This is a genomic window from Thiohalomonas denitrificans, assembly GCF_016841685.1.
GTDB classification, from domain to species: domain Bacteria; phylum Pseudomonadota; class Gammaproteobacteria; order Thiohalomonadales; family Thiohalomonadaceae; genus Thiohalomonas; species Thiohalomonas denitrificans_A.
Map to the genome: position 1 here is coordinate 1 of NZ_JAENYR010000020.1, position 16862 is coordinate 16862.

General features: G+C 61.8%; 16 protein-coding genes and 1 pseudogene. 12 read left to right on the plus strand and 5 right to left on the minus strand.

Features of this window, described 5'->3' with window-relative positions:
* The 7 genes and pseudogenes from modB to Q7L05_RS06250 form a co-directional block, all read left to right on the plus strand.
* On the plus strand, window positions 1-640 hold a 640-nt coding region (gene modB, locus Q7L05_RS06225), incomplete at its 5' end, for a molybdate ABC transporter permease subunit (RefSeq protein WP_303903543.1).
* Window positions 637-1155, plus strand: a pseudogene (locus Q7L05_RS17505) (ATP-binding cassette domain-containing protein). The gene modB and the pseudogene Q7L05_RS17505, both read left to right, overlap by 4 nt.
* 13 nt (window positions 1156-1168) lie before the next feature.
* On the plus strand, window positions 1169-1699 hold the full coding sequence (locus Q7L05_RS17510) for a TOBE domain-containing protein (RefSeq protein WP_411293319.1): 531 nt from the start codon (window positions 1169-1171) through the stop codon (window positions 1697-1699).
* Window positions 1700-1876: 177 nt separating this feature from the next.
* Complete coding sequence (locus Q7L05_RS06235; protein WP_411293320.1) at window positions 1877-2251, plus strand: metalloregulator ArsR/SmtB family transcription factor; 375 nt, start codon at window positions 1877-1879, stop codon at window positions 2249-2251.
* 39 nt (window positions 2252-2290) lie between these two features.
* The gene (locus Q7L05_RS06240) at window positions 2291-2770 is read left to right on the plus strand and encodes an arsenate reductase ArsC (protein WP_303903546.1); all 480 of its coding nucleotides are present in this window, start codon (window positions 2291-2293) and stop codon (window positions 2768-2770) included.
* A 73-nt stretch (window positions 2771-2843) separates the two neighbouring features.
* Window positions 2844-3938 carry an ACR3 family arsenite efflux transporter gene (gene arsB / locus Q7L05_RS06245; protein WP_317623101.1) on the plus strand — a complete coding sequence of 365 codons (1095 nt, stop codon included), beginning with the start codon at window positions 2844-2846 and terminating at the stop codon, window positions 3936-3938.
* On the plus strand, window positions 3931-4350 hold the full coding sequence (locus tag Q7L05_RS06250; RefSeq protein WP_303903552.1) for a putative iron-sulfur cluster-binding metallochaperone: 420 nt from the start codon (window positions 3931-3933) through the stop codon (window positions 4348-4350). The genes arsB and Q7L05_RS06250 overlap by 8 nt, the downstream gene beginning before the upstream one ends.
* Before the next feature lie 321 nt (window positions 4351-4671).
* On the opposite strand, the gene Q7L05_RS06255 is transcribed toward Q7L05_RS06250, so the two are convergent.
* Window positions 4672-5472: an inositol monophosphatase family protein gene (locus Q7L05_RS06255; RefSeq protein ID WP_303903554.1), complete on the minus strand. Its 801-nt coding sequence runs from the start codon at window positions 5470-5472 to the stop codon at window positions 4672-4674.
* Window positions 5456-5845, minus strand: a complete 390-nt coding sequence (locus Q7L05_RS06260) for a DUF488 domain-containing protein (protein ID WP_303903557.1) — start codon at window positions 5843-5845, stop codon at window positions 5456-5458. Before Q7L05_RS06260 ends, Q7L05_RS06255 begins: the two co-directional genes overlap by 17 nt.
* Window positions 5846-6071: 226 nt before the next feature.
* On the opposite strand from Q7L05_RS06260, the gene Q7L05_RS06265 reads away from it, so the two are divergent.
* Complete coding sequence (locus tag Q7L05_RS06265) at window positions 6072-6488, plus strand: hypothetical protein (protein ID WP_303903560.1); 417 nt, start codon at window positions 6072-6074, stop codon at window positions 6486-6488.
* Between the two features lie 171 nt (window positions 6489-6659).
* Here Q7L05_RS06265 and purL read toward each other — a convergent pair whose 3' ends face one another.
* On the minus strand, window positions 6660-10562 hold the full coding sequence (purL, locus tag Q7L05_RS06270; protein WP_303903669.1) for a phosphoribosylformylglycinamidine synthase: 3903 nt from the start codon (window positions 10560-10562) through the stop codon (window positions 6660-6662).
* A gap of 338 nt (window positions 10563-10900) precedes the next feature.
* Between purL and Q7L05_RS06275 the strand changes: the two genes are divergently transcribed.
* Window positions 10901-11338 carry an RDD family protein gene (locus tag Q7L05_RS06275; protein ID WP_303903562.1) on the plus strand — a complete coding sequence of 146 codons (438 nt, stop codon included), beginning with the start codon at window positions 10901-10903 and terminating at the stop codon, window positions 11336-11338.
* Window positions 11339-11419: 81 nt separating this feature from the next.
* Here Q7L05_RS06275 and lptG read toward each other — a convergent pair whose 3' ends face one another.
* The gene (lptG, locus tag Q7L05_RS06280) at window positions 11420-12484 is read right to left on the minus strand and encodes an LPS export ABC transporter permease LptG (RefSeq protein WP_303903564.1); all 1065 of its coding nucleotides are present in this window, start codon (window positions 12482-12484) and stop codon (window positions 11420-11422) included.
* Window positions 12481-13578: an LPS export ABC transporter permease LptF gene (gene lptF / locus Q7L05_RS06285; protein WP_303903567.1), complete on the minus strand. Its 1098-nt coding sequence runs from the start codon at window positions 13576-13578 to the stop codon at window positions 12481-12483. Before lptF ends, lptG begins: the two co-directional genes overlap by 4 nt.
* Window positions 13579-13854: 276 nt before the next feature.
* On the opposite strand from lptF, the gene Q7L05_RS06290 reads away from it, so the two are divergent.
* The 3 genes from Q7L05_RS06290 to Q7L05_RS06300 all read left to right on the plus strand — a co-directional run bounded on the left by Q7L05_RS06290 (window position 13855) and on the right by Q7L05_RS06300 (window position 16477).
* Window positions 13855-15348, plus strand: a complete 1494-nt coding sequence (locus tag Q7L05_RS06290) for a leucyl aminopeptidase (protein ID WP_303903570.1) — start codon at window positions 13855-13857, stop codon at window positions 15346-15348.
* 98 nt (window positions 15349-15446) lie between these two features.
* A complete protein-coding gene (locus tag Q7L05_RS06295; protein ID WP_303903574.1) occupies window positions 15447-15875 on the plus strand; it encodes a DNA polymerase III subunit chi in 429 nt (142 codons plus the stop codon).
* Window positions 15872-16477 carry a hypothetical protein gene (locus tag Q7L05_RS06300; protein ID WP_303903577.1) on the plus strand — a complete coding sequence of 202 codons (606 nt, stop codon included), beginning with the start codon at window positions 15872-15874 and terminating at the stop codon, window positions 16475-16477. The genes Q7L05_RS06295 and Q7L05_RS06300 overlap by 4 nt, the downstream gene beginning before the upstream one ends.
* Window positions 16478-16862: the final 385 nt, after the last annotated feature.

The following is a 16862-nucleotide window of genomic DNA, read 5'->3' on the forward strand; positions in this document are numbered from 1 at the left end:
CCAGCTCGCGGCGGCCACCACCGTGGTGCTGCTGATCCTGGGCACACCGCTGGCGTGGTGGCTGGCGCGCACCCGCCGGCGCCTGGCGGTGGCCGTGGAGGCGGTAGTGGCCCTACCCCTGGTACTGCCGCCCACTGTGCTGGGTTTTTACATGCTGGTCGCCCTGGGGCCGCACGGCCCCATCGGCAGCACCCTGCAGGGCATGGGGCTGCACCACCTCGCCTTCACCTTTACCGGGCTGGTGGCCGCCTCCACCCTCTACTCCCTGCCGTTCATGGTGCAGCCGCTCAAGGACGCCTTCGCCGCTGTCGGGACCGGAATGCTCGATGCGGCGGCCACCCTGCGTGCGGGACCGTGGGACCGTTTTTTCAATGTGGTGGTGCCGCTCGCCCGCCGTGGTTTCCTCACCGCCATTACGCTGACCTTCGCCCACACGGTCGGTGAGTTCGGGGTGGTGCTGATGGTGGGCGGCAATATCCCCGGAGAGACCCGGGTGCTCTCCATTGCCATCTACGACCATGCCGAGGCGATGGACTACGCCAGTGCCCATCTGTTGGCCGGCGGCCTGCTGGTGGCGTCATTCCTGTTGCTGTTGACCGTGTATTTCGTCAATCGGCGCTACCAAGTGGTGCATGTATGAGCAGCGAGTGCATCCAGGCGCGGTTTCGTTTTCCCTATCCCGAGTTCACCCTCGACGTCGATCTGGAACTGCCCGGCCGGGGTGTTACCGCCCTGTTCGGCCACTCCGGCTCCGGCAAGACCACGCTGCTGCGCTGTATCGCCGGGCTGATACGGGCTGACTGACGGTGAATGGCGAGCTGTGACAGGGCGGGGCCGCCTTCCTCCCCCCGCACCGGCGGCCTCTGGGCTATGTGTTCCAGGAGGCAAGCCTGTTTCCTCACCTCACCGTCCGCGGCAACCTCGACTTCGGTAAAAAACGGGCTGCCCGGGGCGCTGGACCGCGCCGCCCTCGACCGTGTAATCGAACTGCTCGGCATCGGCCCTCTGCTGGAGCGCCGGCCCGACCAGCTCTCCGGCGGCGAACGCCAGCGCGTCGCTATCGCCCGCGCACTAGCGGTCAAGCCGCGCCTGCTGCTTATGGATGACCCCCTCTCCGCCCTGGACCTCAAGCGCAAGCGGGAGATCCTGCCCTAGCTGGAGCGGCTGCATGACGGGTTGGAGATACCCATTCTCTACGTCACCCACTCCCGACGAGATGGCACGGCTCGCCGACCATCTGGTGCTGATGGAGGAGGGGCGGGCGCTCGCCAGCGGTTCGCTCACCGAGACCCTGGCGCGACTCGACCTGCCTCTGCGCCACGACCAAGAGGTGGGCGTGGTGGTGGAGGCGGTGATGGCGGAGCATGACCCGCAGTGGCATCTGGCCCGGATGGAGTTCCCCGGCGGCAGCCTGCGGGTGCGTGATATGGGGGCGAAGCTCGGACGACGGGTGCGGGTGCTGGTGCTGGCGCGGGATATCAGCCTGGCCCGGCAGCGCGGGGAGGAAACCAGCATTCGCAACCCGGCCGTGGTCACGAAGCTCGCCCCGGGAGAGCACCCGGCGGAGGTGCTGGTGCGGCTTCAAGTGGGCGAGACACCCTTGGTTGCCCGCCTGACCGCACGCTCCGCCGATGCCCTCGGCTTGGCGGAGGGGTGGCCGGTGTGGGCGCAACTGAAATCGGTAACGGTGATTGAGTGACCCCCGCTCTGCACCGGCGCATCAGCGACACCGGGGATTGAATATACGTTTGACAAACCTCATTGGGGTGATCCTGCGAACCCCAACGGGGATTGCCGGATTCATGGTTATGTCAGGGGTTCGTTCCTCACCGCAACCTACGCCACTCATGAAGTTAATATTCGGTTGCCGGAATATGTGGCAAATGATATATACTGCAATATGCATATACCGGAACAGCTTTTCGCGGCACTCGGCCACGAGGTGCGCCTGCGCTGCCTGCTACTGCTCCAACGTGAAGGGGAGCTATGTGTCTGCGAGCTGACCCACGGCCTGGATCTGGCGCAGCCCACCATCTCCCGCCACCTTGCTCATCTGCGCGAGGCGGGCTGGGTGGAGGATCACCGTCAGGGGCTGTGGGTCTACTACAGGGTTAGCTCCAGGCTCCCCGCCTGGGTGCGCGAGGTGCTGGCGACCACCGCCGCCGGCATCGTCAACAGCGCGCCGTTCGCCGGTGATCTGCTCCGCCTTGGCGCAATGCCGAACCGGCCCGGTGCCCGCGGTTGTGCGTAAGCCGGTATGCCATGACCACACCCAATCGGAAGCCGCCTCATGAACGTCTTTTTTCTCTGTACCGGCAACTCCTGCCGTTCCATCCTGGCCGAAGCCACCTTCAACCATCTGGCCCCCGAGGGCTGGCACGCCATGAGCGCCGGCAGTAAACCGACCGGCCAGGTGCATCCCCGCTCCCTGGCCCTGCTCGCCCGCGAGGGCATCGCCACCGAGGGCTACCACAGCAAGTCCTGGGACAATCTGCCGGTCACCCCGGACATCGTCATCACCGTCTGCGCCAACGCCGCGGGCGAGACCTGCCCCGTCTACCTGGGGAAGGCGGTGCGCAGCCACTGGGGGGTGGAGGACCCGGCCCACGCGACCGGAACCGACGAGGAGATCGATGCCGCCTTCTTTGATGCCTACCGCATCCTAAGGGCGCGCATCGAGGCGTTTCTCGCGCTGCCCCTGGGCGAACTGGAGAAGGACCCGGCGCGGCTGAAGGCGGAATTGGATCGCATTGGCACGCTGCAGCCGTAGGCGCATCGACGAAGGAGACAGTTCCATGTCTGCACAGTGCGAAACCACCAGCAAGAAAGCTGCCGGTGCGCAAATGGGCTTTTTCGAGCGGTACCTGACTGTTTGGGTCTTCCTCTGCATTGGCGCCGGCATTCTGCTCGGCCAGTTGTTCCCCGGGCTGTTCCGGGCCGTCGGTGCCTTGGAGGTGGCTCAGGTGAATCTGCCAGTGGCGGTGCTCATCTGGCTGATGATCCTCCCCATGCTGATCAAGATCGACCTCAAGGAAATCAAGGGGGTTTCCAGGCATTGGCGCGGGGTGGGGGTGACCCTGTTTGTCAACTGGGGCGTGAAGCCCTTCTCCATGGCGCTGCTCGCCTGGCTGTTCATCGGCTGGCTGTTCCGGCCCTGGCTACCCGCCGAGCAGATCGACTCCTACATCGCAGGGTTGATTATCCTCGCCGCCGCCCCCTGCACCGCGATGGTATTCGTCTGGAGTCATCTGATGCGGGGCGAACCGCACTTCACGCTCTCCCAAGTGGCTCTAAATGACGTAATCATGATCTTCGCCTTCGCGCCCATCGTCGGTCTGCTGCTGGGACTCTCGGCCATCACCGTGCCCTGGAACACCCTGATCCTGTCGGTGGTGCTCTACATCGTCGCGCCGCTGATGGTCGCCACCCTGTGGCGGCGCTGGCTGCTCTCCCGCGAGCATGGCTACCTGCGTCTGCAACGGGTGCTGCATGTCATCCAGCCGCTGTCGCTGGTGGCGTTGCTCGTCACCCTGGTGCTGCTATTCGGCTTCCAGGGCGAGCAGATCATCGCCCAGCCGCTGGTAATCGCCCTTCTGGCGGTGCCGATCCTGATCCAGACCTTTTTCAATTCCGGCCTGGCGTATATGCTCAACCGCGCCGTGCGCTCGCCCCACTGCGTGGCCGGCCCTTCAGCGCTCATCGGTGCCTCCAACTTCTTCGAGCTGGCCGTGGCCACCGCCATCGTGCTGTTCGGTTTCCAATCGGGCGCGGCGCTGGCCACGGTGGTCGGAGTACTGATTGAAGTGCCGGTGATGCTGGCGGCGGTGGGCGTGGTCAACCGCAGTCGGGAGTGGTACGAGCGGCGTGAAGGGGTGCCCAGCTACGAAGAGTGCTGCCCGACGGATCTGCATCGGCATGGGAGCACTGAACATGGCTGACTGCTGCAGTGCCGGCGGAAAGTCCCTGCCGCCCGGGAAGCGCAACTGCCCGATCAGTGGCCACCCAGGTACCGAGGTGTCGATCAGGACGATTATTCATCATCTGATGCAGCCGTGGACATGGGCGGAGACCGGTCGGCGATACTATTTCTGCGAAGATCCGGTATGCGATGTGGTCTACTTCGGCGATGACGATTCGCTGATACGGACCGCCAACCTGCGGACCACCGTTGGCCTCAAGCAGAAGGCTGATTCCGCCTTGGCCTGCTACTGCTTCGGCGTGACGTGGGGGGATGCGAAAGATCCGTCGATCCGCTGTTACATCCTCCACAAGACGCGAGCCGGCCTCTGCTCGTGCGAAACCAGCAACCCGTCGGGCCGCTGTTGCCTGAAGGATTTCCCCCGCGACTAGTGTCCTGTCCGGGAATAGGCTCCACAATGTAGGTCGGCGCTGAGGAACGAAGCCTACCAAAATCAGCATGTTGGGGTTCGCATAACTCACCCCAACCTACAGAAAACGGTGTTCTCGGACAAGCTGCTATGCCCCGCTAATGAGCCAAGGTTAAGGCGTACTCCGCAGGCAATGACAAGTCCTTACAAAAAGTGCACAGATCCGCCGGAAGCGGGTTGGGCCAGCCGCAGGCTGGCCCAAAGGGCGGGCTCCAGGGAAGGAGTCCGCAAAGCAGCGTTGGCTCACTAGCGGGGCTCCCTGCGGGCCGGCCAACAAGCTGTTTCAGCTTTTGCAGCCAGTACCCGAAATCCAGGCGGACCAGCGATCGAACAGCTCCCGGTCCGCGCCGGCCACAACGGAGCGGGGCTCCAATGTCGGGGTGAATACTGCCTCCCCCTCGAAGGTGGCGGCATGGCCGCCCGCTTCCTGCAGGATCAGGCTGCCAGCGGCGTAGTCCCAGAGTTTCTGACGCCCATGCAGGTAGACGTGGTAGCGTCCGGCCGCCAGGGTGCACCAGTCGAGGGCGGACGAGCCGTAGTTTCGCTGTGAGGCGAAAGGGGGTTCAGTGGCGACGCGACGGGCCAGATCGGGATCGAGACGCTTGAAGTCCACGGCACCGATACCGTTTCCCAGCGACAAATGCGGCGCACAATCGCGGAGCGGCGCTCCATCGAGAGCAGCACCCTTGCCCTTCACTGCCGAGAAGGATTCGTCGCGAATCGGATCATAGACCAGTCCACGTTCGATCTCGCCGTCCACCAACAGTGCCAGGGATACGGAAAAAAAAGGCAGGCCCATGGAGAAATTGGTGGTGCCATCCAGTGGGTCCAGTAGCCACAGGCCCGCGCGCGATTCGTCCAGCAATTGTTGCTGTTGCGCCGCAGGCATCTCCTCACCCAACAGCGCGATTTGCGGCCACCGCTTTGCAAGGGCCGTAGCGAGTCGCTGCTGCATGGCGAGATCAGCCTCCGTGACCAGGCTACCATCGGCTTTTTTTCGGGCCACCGCACCAAAACGCGGCAGCAGCTCCATGCGTGCAGCTTCCGCGATCATCGACTGCAATTCCTCAATGGCCGGCATCATTACCTGCAGTACTCCTGTGATGTACGCAGCGTTTCAAAAGGTATTCACGCAGCGCCACGGCGTTGTTGTGGACATCATCTCGCGCCGAATAAACAAGGGTGATGGTCCCCTCGCTGGCGGCACGGCAGATCTCCGCAACGGCGTCCGGGGTCTTTTCCAGCTCGCGCCGATAGCGTTCCTGAAATTCGCTCCAGCGCTTCGGGTCATGCCCGAACCACTTACGCAGGTCGCTGCTGGGCGCCAACGATTTCATCCAGTGCTGAACCGCGGCCTGTTCCTTTTTGACGCCTCGCGGCCACACCCGATCGACCAGGATGCGGAGTCCGTCAGCTTTGGCAGGTGGTTCGTAAACCCGTTTTGTTCGGATATCCATGGCATTGAACTATTTTTGTTGGTAACTGCTCACTCCGCCGTCATTCCCGCGTAGGCGGGAATCCAGAGAGCAGCGGGATGGCTCTAAATGGATCGCCGCCTGCGCGGGAATGACGAATTTTCCGGGCTGTGCATGATCACTCGGGCGAGCAGTTACTTTGATTCAGGAATTACCAACTTCTTGCGCTAAGTGTACTAGGTATCCCGATCATGGAAAGGATGCAGCTATGGGAAGGATCCGCGACCTTTTGAAATCCGATGGCGATCCGCGTTCCCGCGCCCGCCGTGACTTGGCCATTTTCCGGAAGGCCAGCTTTTCCCGGGCCGACGTCTTCACCCCTGCTCCGGACGATATGTACCGCCGCTATGCCTATCTGGAGTATTTTCTGGGCGCGGCCCGCTATGCAGCCAAGCAGCATCATCTGAATGAAATCGGTTTCATTGAAGTCGGACAGGAGCAATTACGAGAGGTGGGCGCCACCGGCGGTGAGGTGGAGTCCCTGCTATCGGATTTTGAATACGCCCGTTTCAAACCCCGGGGCCGGGAGGCCTTCGAAGAGGGCGCAAAGACCATGGAGCTGTGGGAATTGGGAAAAGATACCGATGCCCCCATGCGGCTGGCCGAGCTGCTTCGGCATCAGTAACTGCACTTTCTACCACGGACAACAGAGACTACCACGGGGAGCACGGGGCACACGGGGTTACATGACTCTGCGTATCCCCGTATTTGCTCCAGGAATTACCTCTGTGCACTCTGTGGTGATCTTCGGAGGTTACACGTGGTCGGTACCTGAATTCCCCCGTGGTTAACGCTGTTATCCCACCCAGACGCGGGCGTTGCGGAACATCCGCATCCAGGAGCCGTCGGCGCCCCACTCATCGGGATGCCAGGAGTGCTGAACGGCCCTGAACACCCGCTCGGGGTGTGGCATCAGGATGGTGAAACGCCCATCGCGGTTGGTGAGTCCGGTAATGCCCAGCGGTGAGCCATTGGGATTTCCGGGATAGATTTCGGTCGGGTCGCCGTAGTTATCGAGATAGCGAAGCGCCACCGCATTTTCGCGCAGAGCCGCTGCCGGCCCGCTGTCGGCATCGGCGAACTCCGCCCGGCCTTCGCCGTGAGCCACGGCGATAGGCATCCGTGAGCCTTCCATACCGGCCAGGAACAGCGACGGCGACTTCATCACTTCCACCATCGACACCCGGGCCTCGAACTGCTCGGAGGTGTTACGTACGAAGTGCGGCCACAACTCGGCACCGGGGATGAGTTCGTGGAGATTGGACATCATCTGGCAGCCGTTGCAGATCCCCAGGCCGAAGCTGTCATTGCGACCGAAAAAGGTCTCGAACTGCTCCCGTGCCCGCGAATTGAAGAGAATCGACTTCGCCCATCCTTCACCGGCACCGAGCACGTCTCCATAGGAGAAGCCGCCGCAGGCTACTACGCCCTTGAAGCCGTCGAGCGCGATTCTCCCAGTAATGAGGTCGCTCATGTGGACGTCCACCGCGTCAAACCCGGCGCGACTGAACGCCGCTGCCATCTCGACCTGACCGTTAACGCCCTGTTCACGAAGCACCGCCACGCGGGGACGCACTCCCGTGGCGATGTAGGGCTTGGCCACATCCTCTTCCGGCTCGAAGCCGAGATCGACATGGAGACCCGGATCATTCACGTCCAGCAGGCGGTCGAACTCCTCCTTCGCACACTCCGGATTATCGCGCAGGGCCTGCATGCGATAGCTGGTTTCGGACCACGCCCGCTGCAGCTCCACACGCGGCTCGTTCAGCAGCTCGATGCGGTCGCGGCTGATGACGATGCGGTCCTCATCATTCAACTCACCGATAACGCGGCTCTGTTTGCCAAGCCCCGCCTCCCGGAACCACTGCAGGACTTCATCGGTATCGCTGTGGCGCACCTGGATTACGGCACCCAGCTCTTCACTGAACAGGAGCGCGGCATCATCGCCATCGCCGAGTCCGTCGAGTTCGATGTTGATGCCGGTCCGACCGGCAAAGGCCATTTCCGCCAGTGTGGTGAACAGACCGCCGTCGGATCGGTCATGGTAGGCCAGAAGCAGCTTGCGTTCGGAGAGTTCCTGGAGGATATCGAAGAAGGCCTTGAACTGAAGCGGATCATCGAGATCCGGGGCGTGGTGTCCCAGTTCCTTGTAAACCTGGGCCAGGCAGGAGCCGCCGAGACGGTTACGCCCCTTGCCGAGATCGATAAAGATGAGGTCGGTATCGCCCTTGTCGGTACGCAGCTCGGGCGTGCGGGTTTTGCGGATATCCAGCACCGGCGCAAAGGCGGTAACGATGAGAGAGAGCGGCGCGGTGACGGAATGCTCTTCGTTCCCCTCCTGCCAGACGGTTTTCATCGACATGGAGTCCTTGCCCACCGGAATCGCCAGCCCCAGTGCCGGACACAGCTCCATGCCCACGGCGCGTACGGCGTCATAGAGGCCGGCATCCTCTCCCGGATGGCCCGCCGGTGCCATCCAGTTGGCCGAGAGCTTGATGTCCGACGTCTTTTCGATGCGCGCGGCAGCGATATTGGTGAGTGCCTCACCCACCGCCATGCGTGCGCTGGCCGCGTGATCCAGAAGCGCCACCGGGGTACGCTCGCCCATGGCCATCGCCTCGCCGGTGTAGACGTCGTAACTGGTGGCGGTGACGCCGCAGTCGGCCACCGGCTCCTGCCACGGCCCCACCATCTGGTCGCGTGCCACCAGCCCGGTAACGCTGCGGTCACCGATAGTGATCAGAAAACGCTTGTCGGCAATGGCGGGCAGATGCAGCAGGCGATAGGCAGCCTCCTTCAGATCGATGCGTGCGGAATGGAATTCGGGCTTTTTAAAGGTCTTGTGGTGCACATCGCGCAGCATCTTGGGCGGCTTGCCCAGCAGCACCTCCATCGGCATATCGATGGGCGTGTTATCGAAGTAGCCGTCGCCGAGGGTCAATTGCCGGTCCTCACTGGCCTCGCCGATAACGGCGTAGGGGCAACGCTCCCGCTCGCAGATGGCGGCAAACCGCTCCATGTCCGCGGACTGTACGGCCAGAACATAACGCTCCTGGGCCTCATTGCACCAGATCTCCTTCGGCGACATGCCCTGGTCATCGTTGGGAATGGTGCGCAGCTCGAAACGGCCACCCCGGCCGGCGTCATCCACCAGCTCGGGCATGGCGTTGGAGAGACCGCCGGCGCCGACGTCGTGTATCGAGACGATGGGATTGGCCTCACCCTGTTGCCAGCAGCGGTCGATCACCTCCTGACAGCGACGCTCCATCTCGGGGTTGGAGCGCTGAACAGAGGCGAAATCCAGATCCTCGGCACTCTGCCCCGAGGTCATGGAGGAGGCAGCGCCGCCGCCAAGACCGATGAGCATCGCCGGGCCGCCCAGCACGACTAGCTGCGCACCCGCGGGGATCAAATTCTTGTCGACGTGTTCGGCACGGATGTTGCCAATGCCGCCCGCCAGCATGATGGGTTTGTGATAGCCGCGCACCTCCTCGCCCGCAGGGCCGTTCACCCGCTCCTCATAGGTCCGGAAGTAACCGTTGATGGCGGGGCGGCCAAATTCGTTGTTGAACGAAGCGGCGCCGATGGGCCCCTCGAGCATCACCTCCAGCGCGGAGACGATGCGGTTCGGCTTGCCATAGTCGCTCTCCCACGGCTGCTCGAAATCGGGGATGCGGAGGTTGGAGACGGAAAACCCGGTCAACCCCGCCTTGGGCTTGCCGCCACGGCCGGTCGCACCCTCATCACGGATTTCGCCGCCTGAACCGGTGGCGGCACCCGGACTCGGGGAGATGGCGGTGGGGTGGTTATGGGTCTCCACCTTGATCATGAAGTGGACCGGCTCCTTGCTCGCGCCGTACGACCCGCTATCGGGGTCGGGAAAGAAGCGGCCCGCCTCAAAGCCTTGGATGACCGAGGCGTTGTCGTGATAAGCCGATAACACCCCCTCCGGGTGCTGCTCGTGAGTATTGCGGATCATCTTGAACAGGGATCGCTCCTGTCTCTGTCCGTCGATAATCCAGTCGGCATTGAAGATCTTGTGCCGGCAGTGTTCGGAGTTCGCCTGGGCAAACATCATCAACTCGGCATCGGAGGGATTGCGGCCCAGTTTCTGGAAATTCTCCACCAGATAGTCGATTTCATCCTCGGCCAGCGCCAATCCCCAGTCGCGGTTGGCCTTCGCCAGTGCGCCTCTTCCGCCGGTGAGAATATCCACCGTCTGCAGGGGGCGCGGCTCGGTAGTGAGGAAGAGCCCTTCGGCCTCATCCTGCCGGTAGAACACGCTTTCGGTCATGCGGTCATATAGCAGTGCCGCCACCTCGGCAAGGGCGCGGTCCTCCAGCAGCCGACCATCCGCTGTGAGGTAATAGACCACTCCGCGCTCAATGCGCCGCACGTGGCTGAGTCCGCAATTGCGGGCTATATCGCTTGCCTTCGAGGACCAGGCCGAGATGGTGCCTGCACGTGGCGTGATAACAAGCGATTGCCCCTCCGGCTCCTCGCCGGAAATCGGGGGACCATAAGTCAAAATCCGGTCCAGAATGCCCCGCTGGGCTTCGTCCAGTTTCTCCTCCAGATCGACAAAATGGACGAACTCGGCAGAGAGGTGGTCCACGGACGGCACGGTCTGTTGCACCCGGGAAAGCAGCTTTTCAAGCCGAAAAGGAGACAGGGCGGGGCTTCCGCGGAGGATCAGCATCAATACGGGCCTTCTTCGCTGGTAGTCGGACAATCAATGGAAAGAGGGGGGGATTTTACAGGGGTGCAGGACTCGCAGGCTAGTGATACGACCGTTCGTTCACTGAATGACACCGCAGGGGGCGGAAAGGATCGGATTTCGCAGAGTCTGAAAGCCAGACCCATCTCCTGAAATCCAGGCCCCGACCGGGCCTCCGATTACCGAAACCGCACGGCCAAGTGCCAGACGGCATTTCCAACATCCATTGCGGCGCTCGCGGCTTCCGCCAATATGGCATTTCACTGATGCACTCCGGCACAAATTGCTATAATGCCCGCTCATTTCCAAATCGAACTGTCATGAGCCAATCCCGGACCGATCTTCCCAATGCCAGCCTGCTGCGACGCCTCGCCGCTATACTTTATGATGGCCTGCTGCTGATTGCGCTGCTCTTCATCGCCTCCGCCGTGGTACTGCCGCTGACCGGGGGCGAGGCAGTCCATGCCGGTAATCCGCTTTTCACCAGCTACCTGTTTTTGATTGCGTTCGTCTTCTTCGCTTGGTTCTGGACTCACGGCGGGCAAACGCTGGGGATGCGCGCCTGGCGATTGCGGGTCGTCCGTTACGATGGCGGACCGGTTTCCCTTTGGCAGGCTCTCCTGCGCTATCTGATCGCGTATCTATCATGGGGCGCCCTGGGCGCCGGCTTCCTGTGGTCACTGGTCGATCGGGAAAAACTCACCTGGCACGACCGCTACTCGCAAACCAAACTGATCGTCCTCCCGAAGAGTGGCTAGTCGTTAGTTGCTAGTGGCGAGTAGCGAGTGGCTAGTGCTGTTCCTAGCTACTCGCTACTAGCTACTCGCCACTACAGGCCCCTACCGAATCCGCTTCATCATCACCCCCCAAAGGGCGTAAACGATGAAGGTGGGCAGGGACGCCGCGAGAAATGGCGGGATGTTGTAGACAACGCCGACGCGATTGAATATGGCATTAAAGAGATAGAAGCCGATGCCCAGTAACGCCCCTAGCATAATGCGCTGCCCGATACTCACCGTGCGCATCGAGCCGAAAACGAAGGGAATCGCAAGCAGAACCATGCCGGCAGTCGCGAACGGGATCATGATCCGGATCCAGAACGCCAGGTTGTAACGCCGGTCTTCCAAGCCGTTCTCTCGCATATAGCGCAGGTATTCCCACAGATCCCTGGCGGAGAGATTCTCGGGTTTGATCGCCACCATATCGATCACGCCGGGCTCCAGGCTGCTTTCCCAACGCAGACTCTCCACGTGACGGCTCTCTACCCCTTCCGGAGTTACGTGATTGCGGATCACCTGCTCCAGCTGCCAGGCATCATCTTGGTAAATGCCCCTTGGCGCGAAAATCGTTTCGTGCAGGCTGTGGTCATCAGCGAAACGATAGATGCGGACATTGGAGGCATGGCCATCCACAAGCAGTCGCTCGATGTTGATGAATGAGCGGCCATCGCGGGCCCAGAGGCCATCTTTCGTGTTCAGACTAATGTTTTTCCCCAGCGCCTCGGCGCGCTGCATTTGGGCTTGCATTTCCAGCCGTGGGGCGATCAGCTCGCCGATCACGGTTACCGCCACCACCATCACCAGGCCGACTTTCATTACTGCGACCATGATGCGGCGCACCGACACCCCTGCCGCGCGCATAACCGTCAATTCACTCGTATTGGCGAGCGCCCCCAGGCCCAGCATGGTCCCGACGAGAGCCACCAGTGGGAAAAGCTGATAGGTGTACAACGGGACCTGCATAAGGGTGAAAAGCAGGGCGTCCGAAACCGTGTAATCGCCCTTGCCCACGTCGCCCATTTCCGAGACGAAGGTACTGAAGAAGTAGATGGCGAGCAGCACCAACATGACGGCGCCGATTTGGCCCGCCACGGTGCGCGCGATATAGCCGTCGAGGAGCTTCATTTTGCCACCCGCAGTTGACCCTTCGGCCCCGGCATTCGTCCCTGCCACCAGACCAACGCCATCACCAGCGCGACCACCAGGAGGTGGACCCACCACAATCCCACTTCCGGGCCGTACTCCCCCTCCCTTAGGGAGGCCCGGGCAACCGTCAGCAGATTGTTGTAGGCGATATAGATGACGATCGCAAAAAATAGCTTGCCGTAACGCCCTTGCCGTGGTGAGGTCCTGGCGAGCGGCACCGCCAGAAAGCCGAACAGGACCGCACTGATCGGCACCGATATCCGCCACTGCAGCTCGGCCATATCAGAGGGGTTTTCGGATTCCCAGAGCTCTCCTGAGGGCACCGCCCGCCGCCGCCGCTCGGAGGCGACCACGGGCCGCTCCCGAATGAGCACTCCGTGCTCCCCGAATTCGATGATTTGGAAGTCCTCGTCGGCGGGGTCGCCTTCATAGCGATAGCCATCCACAAACACCAGGTAGCGATCACCCTCCGGGCCACGGACTGTCTGATATCCGCTCTCCGATGTCAGCAGATTGGGGCGTTGCTGCTCCTGAACCTTCGCATAACCAAAGACGTTCTCCAGTCTCCGTCCCTGGTCTCCGATCTCCTCCATGTAGACCAGGTATTCCCCCGACTCGGATTTATTGAACCGTCCGGCTTCGAGCCCCTCGATTTGAGAGCTGGCCTGGGCCTCGTCAATCACCAGGTGCACCTGCTCCTCGGCCCAGGGAGCAAACCACAGCGCCAGTGCTCCCATCAGCATCGCCACCACCACCGACAAACCGCCTATGGCCCGATAGACCCGCTTCGGCCCCACGCCGCAGGCGACCAGGGCTGTCATCTCGCTATCCTTATAGAGCCGGCCGAGCGCAAGCAGTATTCCGAGAAAAAAGGAGAGCGGAAGGATGAACACCAGGTTGCCGACACCCCGGTAGAAGAACAGCTCCATGACGATGCCGACCGGATACTTCCCCTCGGCGGTGTCGGCCAGAATGCGCACGAACACCGTCGACATCTGAATGAGCGTCAATAACAGGCCGACCCCCAGAAAGGTGTAGCCGGCCTCCCGCAGCAGATAACGTTCGATAATCAAAGGTCGGTAATCAGTGCAATAATAGTTAAAAAGGGTGCCATTGATGACGGCCTGTCGGAGTTAGGTGATCGTAGCGACATGGTGAGAGAGGGAGGGAAAATTTTCTCGATTTCAGGAGCCCGGCCTCCAGTAAAATCGAGGAAATCCGGACCACTCTCTCATCAGCGCAGTAGATTATTCCTATGTTCGACAGAATGCTAAAGTTTACGCTATAGATAGGCGCGGCAAAACAAGGGTCCTCGCGCCCACCCTAATAACAAAACAGCAGGAGCGATTATGGATTTTAGCGTCAAGAAAGGCAGCCCAGAGAGCCAGAAAACCGCCTGCCTCGTCATCGGTGTTTTCGAGAAGAAAAAGCTCACGCCCGCCGCCGAGGCGATAAACGGCGCCACAGATGGCGCGGTTCTCGCTCTTCTCAAGGGGGGAGATCTCAAGGGCAAGCCCGGACAGACGCTTTGGATGCATACCCCCGCCGGAGTGCCGGCCGAACGGCTTCTTCTGGTCGGCTGCGGCGACAAAACTACACTCGACGACGCCACCTACCGAAAGGTGATCCAGGGTGCGGCGACCGCCCTCCGGCCCTCCGCCGCCAAGGATGCCCTGTGCTGCCTGCAGGACCTGGAGGTCAAAGGACGCGACCTGACCTGGAAGGTGCAACAGATCGCCAAGGCGATGGGCAACGCGGTTTACCTTTTCGACCGGATGAAGAGCGAAAAGGACAAGGATGCCATCCCCAGCCTCAAGAAATTCCACTTCCTGGTGGCAGACAGAGAAGCGGTCGGCGCGGCGGAGAGCGGCAGCAAACAGGGCGCCGCCGTGGCCCTGGGTGTCGCCCTGGCCAAGGACCTTGCCAATCTGCCGGGCAATGTCTGCACGCCAACCTATCTGGCCAACGAGGCGAAAAAGCTCGGTGAGACCTACAAGAGTCTCCAGATTTCCGTGCTCGAGGAAAAAGAGATGGAAAAGCTGGGCATGGGCGCCCTGCTCTCCGTCTCCAGGGGCAGCCGCGAGCCGGCCAAGCTGATTACCATGGAGTATCGGGGCGGCAAAAAGGGCGACAAACCCATCGTGCTGGTGGGCAAGGGCCTGACGTTCGACGCCGGGGGCATCTCCCTGAAACCCGCCGCGGCGATGGATGAGATGAAATACGACATGTGCGGCGCCGCCGGTGTTTTCGGTGCCATGCGGGCGCTGGCCGAACTCAAGCTGCCCATCAATGTCGTGGGGGTGGTGCCCAGCTCGGAGAACCTCCCCGACGGGGCGGCGAACAAGCCGGGAGACATCGTCACCTCCATGTCCGGCCAGACCATCGAGATCCTGAACACCGATGCCGAAGGGCGCCTGATCCTCTGCGATGCCCTTACCTACAGCAAAAAATTCGACCCGGCACAGGTGATTGATGTTGCCACCCTGACCGGCGCCTGCGTCATTGCCCTCGGCAAGCAGGCCACCGGATTGCTGGGCAATGATGACGAATTGATCAATGACCTGCTGGCCGCTGGCCAGACTAGCGGCGACCGCGCCTGGCAGTTGCCCCTCTGGGAAGAGTACCAGGAGCAGCTGAAAAGCCCGTTCGCCGATATGGCCAACATCGGCGGCCGCGAGGCGGGCACGGTGACCGCCGCCTGCTTCCTCTCCCGATATACGAAGGAGTACAAGTGGGCCCATCTGGACATTGCCGGTACCGCCTGGAACTCCGGTACCGACAAGGGTGCCACCGGACGGCCCGTACCGCTGCTGGTCCAATATCTCCTGAGCCATACGACCTAGAAATGGATGCGAGAGAAGAGATACGAGATTCGAGGAGCGGTATACTGCCCATCGCGAACACCCCGAATCTCGAATCTCCTATCTCATATCTGAACTAGATGACCCGCATCGACTTCTACATTCTGAAAGCCTCATCCGCAGGCGAACGTGAAATGTTTGCCTGCCGGCTGACGGAGAAGGCCTTCGAGCAGGGCCACCGCATCTATATTCACGTCGCGGATGAAACCGCCGTGGCGCGACTGGATGAGCTGCTCTGGACCTTCCGCGCGGACAGTTTTCTGCCGCACGAGCGCCTCGATATCCCCGATGCGGATATCGATACCCCGATCCATATCGGATCCGGAGAAGAGCCGGGGCCGCACGATGATGTCCTTATCAATCTGGCCGATGACGTGCCGCTGTTCTTCAGCCGCTTCCGACGGGTGGCGGAAGTCATCGCCGGCGACGAGGCGCACCGGGCTACCGGCAGGGAGCGCTATCGTTTCTATAGAGACCGTGGATATCCCCTCGAGGCCCATAAGCTATGAGCGAGAATAAACGCGATAATCCGCTGATCAGCGAGCTGGACTCGCTCAAGGGGCTGCTGGAAGCCGGCGAGTCCGATTTTTCCGCCGCCATCGACGGCCTGCGGATGAGTGCCCGCAAAACCGAAGACCGGTCGGACGAGGATGACCTGTTCGAGGATTTCATCCCAGAGGAGTATCTGGTGGAAGTGGCACAGGACTCCCCGCCCGGGGAGTCCCTCCCCGGCAGTGACCAGGAAGGTCGAGCAGCATCTTTCCCGTCATTCGCATCGGAAGTTCCGGGCACCGGCTCAACCGATGCAGACGAATCGATCCCCACCCTCGAAGATGTGGTGGAAGAGGAGCGAGACGACACCGAAGGCCCTGTCCCACAGGGGTTTGCCAGACACGACGGAACGGAGATCCCGGTGCTGGAGGAGACGGTCACGGTGGAGGATATCCGCCTGGAGGCGCCAGATGCCCTGGGAGCCACCTCCTGGGAAGAGCTGGAGGCCATTGTCGATCTCCTGGTCGAGCGTCGCCTGGGCGATATGCGCCAGACCTTGAAACAGGAGCTGCTTGGCGAGCTGGGGCGCCATATCGGGCTGGAACCGCCGACTCGGTAACCAATGTCGCCCCCCCCTTCATGGAGCCAGCTCTGTGACGTGAACCACGGGGAACACGGGGCGCACGGGGAGAAAAAGATCGGACAACCCAGGGCCGGATCCTCCGATCTCCGTAGGGGTTTTGGGCGCGCCAGACACCGCCCGTTCGGAGTGCCCGTGCCCACGACGCGCGCCGTACCCCATCGAAAACACCGAGGTCACACTCGCAAACCCGGGCCTTCACCGGTAGGAGGGCGCCCTCGGCGCGATGCCATCCATGGGGAAAATCGCTGCGCGGGCGGGCCTCCTACCGGGATATATCCCACCCCGAAGGGTAGGAGGGCCGCCCTCGGCGCGACAGATTCAATGAAAATCGCCGCGAGGGCGCGCCTCCTACCGGGAATAT

Coding starts and splice junctions, on each gene's coding strand:
- Q7L05_RS17510 (WP_411293319.1), top strand. CDS start 1,169: ATGACGGGTTGGAGATACCCATTCTCTACGTCACCCACTCCCGACGAG.
- Q7L05_RS06240 (WP_303903546.1), top strand. CDS start 2,291: ATGAACGTCTTTTTTCTCTGTACCGGCAACTCCTGCCGTTCCATCCTG.
- arsB (WP_317623101.1), top strand. CDS start 2,844: ATGGGCTTTTTCGAGCGGTACCTGACTGTTTGGGTCTTCCTCTGCATT.
- Q7L05_RS06250 (WP_303903552.1), top strand. CDS start 3,931: ATGGCTGACTGCTGCAGTGCCGGCGGAAAGTCCCTGCCGCCCGGGAAG.
- Q7L05_RS06255 (WP_303903554.1), bottom strand. CDS start 5,472: ATGATGCCGGCCATTGAGGAATTGCAGTCGATGATCGCGGAAGCTGCA.
- Q7L05_RS06260 (WP_303903557.1), bottom strand. CDS start 5,845: ATGGATATCCGAACAAAACGGGTTTACGAACCACCTGCCAAAGCTGAC.
- Q7L05_RS06265 (WP_303903560.1), top strand. CDS start 6,072: ATGGGAAGGATCCGCGACCTTTTGAAATCCGATGGCGATCCGCGTTCC.
- purL (WP_303903669.1), bottom strand. CDS start 10,562: ATGCTGATCCTCCGCGGAAGCCCCGCCCTGTCTCCTTTTCGGCTTGAA.
- Q7L05_RS06275 (WP_303903562.1), top strand. CDS start 10,901: ATGAGCCAATCCCGGACCGATCTTCCCAATGCCAGCCTGCTGCGACGC.
- lptG (WP_303903564.1), bottom strand. CDS start 12,484: ATGAAGCTCCTCGACGGCTATATCGCGCGCACCGTGGCGGGCCAAATC.
- Q7L05_RS06290 (WP_303903570.1), top strand. CDS start 13,855: ATGGATTTTAGCGTCAAGAAAGGCAGCCCAGAGAGCCAGAAAACCGCC.
- Q7L05_RS06295 (WP_303903574.1), top strand. CDS start 15,447: ATGACCCGCATCGACTTCTACATTCTGAAAGCCTCATCCGCAGGCGAA.
- Q7L05_RS06300 (WP_303903577.1), top strand. CDS start 15,872: ATGAGCGAGAATAAACGCGATAATCCGCTGATCAGCGAGCTGGACTCG.